General features: G+C 60.1%; 1 protein-coding gene and 3 pseudogenes. All 4 read left to right on the top strand.

Annotation, left to right across the window (positions count from 1 at the left end; genetic code table 11):
- A pseudogene (locus ACRXB1_RS35315) lies at positions 1-132 on the top strand (GNAT family N-acetyltransferase); the annotation flags it as partial.
- Positions 113-781, top strand: a pseudogene (locus ACRXB1_RS35310) (flagellum-specific ATP synthase FliI); the annotation flags it as partial. The pseudogenes ACRXB1_RS35315 and ACRXB1_RS35310, both read left to right, overlap by 20 nt.
- A 38-nt stretch (positions 782-819) precedes the next feature.
- Positions 820-1,269: a flagellar export protein FliJ gene (gene fliJ, locus ACRXB1_RS35305; RefSeq protein ID WP_062168349.1), complete on the top strand. Its 450-nt coding sequence runs from the start codon at positions 820-822 to the stop codon at positions 1,267-1,269.
- A gap of 44 nt (positions 1,270-1,313) precedes the next feature.
- A pseudogene (locus ACRXB1_RS35300) lies at positions 1,314-1,913 on the top strand (hypothetical protein); the annotation flags it as partial.

Here is a 1,913-nt window from a genome sequence, read left to right as displayed (position 1 = left end):
AGGCGCGAGAGCGGCGAGGTACTTGGCAGTACCCGCTTCTGGAAGATCGATCGCATCAACAGGAAACTCGAGATAGGGCATACATGGTTGCGTGCATCTGCCCAGCGCACAGGTGTCAATACTGAAGGCCGCCGACGTTTCGCCCATCCTCCGTATGCAGGGCGCAACATATGCGACCTCGCTCGCCGAGTATTTCCGCGATCAGGGCAAACACGTACTTTTGCTGATGGACTCGCTCACGCGTTACGCCATGGCCCAGCGCGAGATTGCGCTGGCTATCGGCGAACCGCCCGCCACCAAAGGCTATCCGCCCTCCGTGTTCGCCAAGTTGCCGGCGCTCGTCGAGCGTACGGGGAACGGCCCGGAAGGCGGCGGATCGATTACGGCTTTTTATACGGTCTTGACGGAAGGGGACGATCAGCAAGATCCTATCGCCGATTCTGCCCGTGCAATTCTGGACGGGCATATCGTGCTGTCGCGGTCGCTGGCCGAAGCGGGGCATTACCCGGCCATCGATATCGAGGCGTCGATCAGCCGCGCAATGACGGCGCTTATCGACGACAAACATCTGGACCGCGTGCGCTTGTTCAAGCAAATGTTGTCGCGTTATCAGCGCAATCGGGACTTGATCAACGTGGGCGCGTATTCGAGCGGACGCGACGCGCTGCTGGACCGGGCAATAGCGTTGTATCCGCGCATTGAAGCGTTTTTGCAGCAAGGATTTCGCGAGCAGGCGATGTTCGAACCGAGTTTGGCCAAACTCGACGAACTGTTCGCGTGAAGACCCGATAAAGATAATCAGGAAGGAACCAGACCTCCATGTCAAAGCATCTGCCGATCAACACCCTGATCAACCTCGCAGAAGAAGAACTCGAAGCCGCGACCAAAAAACTCGGCAAGCTGCAGCAGGAACGCAACGAAGTGGAGACGCAACTGAATTCGCTCGTGACGTATCGCGATGAGTATCACGCGCGGTTCACAGCGTCGGCGCAAGAAGGCACGACCGCGCAGACCTTGCGTAACTTCCAGGCATTCGTGGATACGCTCGATTCCGCGATCAACCAGCAGCGCGCGTTGCTCGTGGCCGCGAATGCACGGCTTGAAGCGGCAAAGCCGGAATGGCAGCAGAAAAAGCAGAAGCTGGGTTCGTATCAGGTGCTGGCTGCACGCGCCGACGCGGTGCAGGCCAAACAGGACGCAAGGATCGAGCAGCGCGATTCCGACGAGCACTCCGCCAAGGTGCTGCGGATGCGTGCTGAACGGGCGTAGGTTTTAACGCAGATTTATCTTGCATAAGATACAAGAGGTCATTCATGTCGTCAGTTAATTCGGCCAGCGCGTTGCTGGGTATGTCGAGCGTATCGGCTGTTTCGCGCAGCACAGCAGCGGCGTCCGCTCGCGATGAAGCGGCGGCATCGTTTGGCTCGACCTTGCACAGCATCACCGCCAAGGCCAATGAGCGCGAAGCGGCACAAGCCAAAGTGCAGGAACGCGCTCAAGCCGATAAAGCCGCTGCAAAGGCGGCGGCTGCGCGCGGCAGCGTGCACGATGCGTCGAAACCGGACAACACGGATTCAACCGATCAGGCTAAAACAACGGACGGCGCGGATCAAAGCACGGCGACGGATCAGACGGATTTATCGAAGACCGACAAGACTGCGTCAGCCGATAAACCAGCTAACGCGACCAAGGCAGCGCCGGGAACGCCCGAGGCAATCGCGGCGGCGGCAGCGGAAAAGGCTGCGATTCTGAAAGCACGTGCTACCGGTGCCGGGAAAACGCCTGCCGATCCGGCCGACGCTGCGACGGCAAGCACGGACGCGACATCGACGGATGCCACCGACACGACGGCCGATACCCCCTCACCCGCCAAAGGCGCCGATGCGCTGCAGGCGTCGGCGGCTTTGGCGGGA

Source organism: Caballeronia sp. M23-90 (assembly GCF_053574605.1).
Note: the sequence above shows the minus strand (reverse complement) of the source record. Positions and strands in the feature narration are given on the sequence as shown.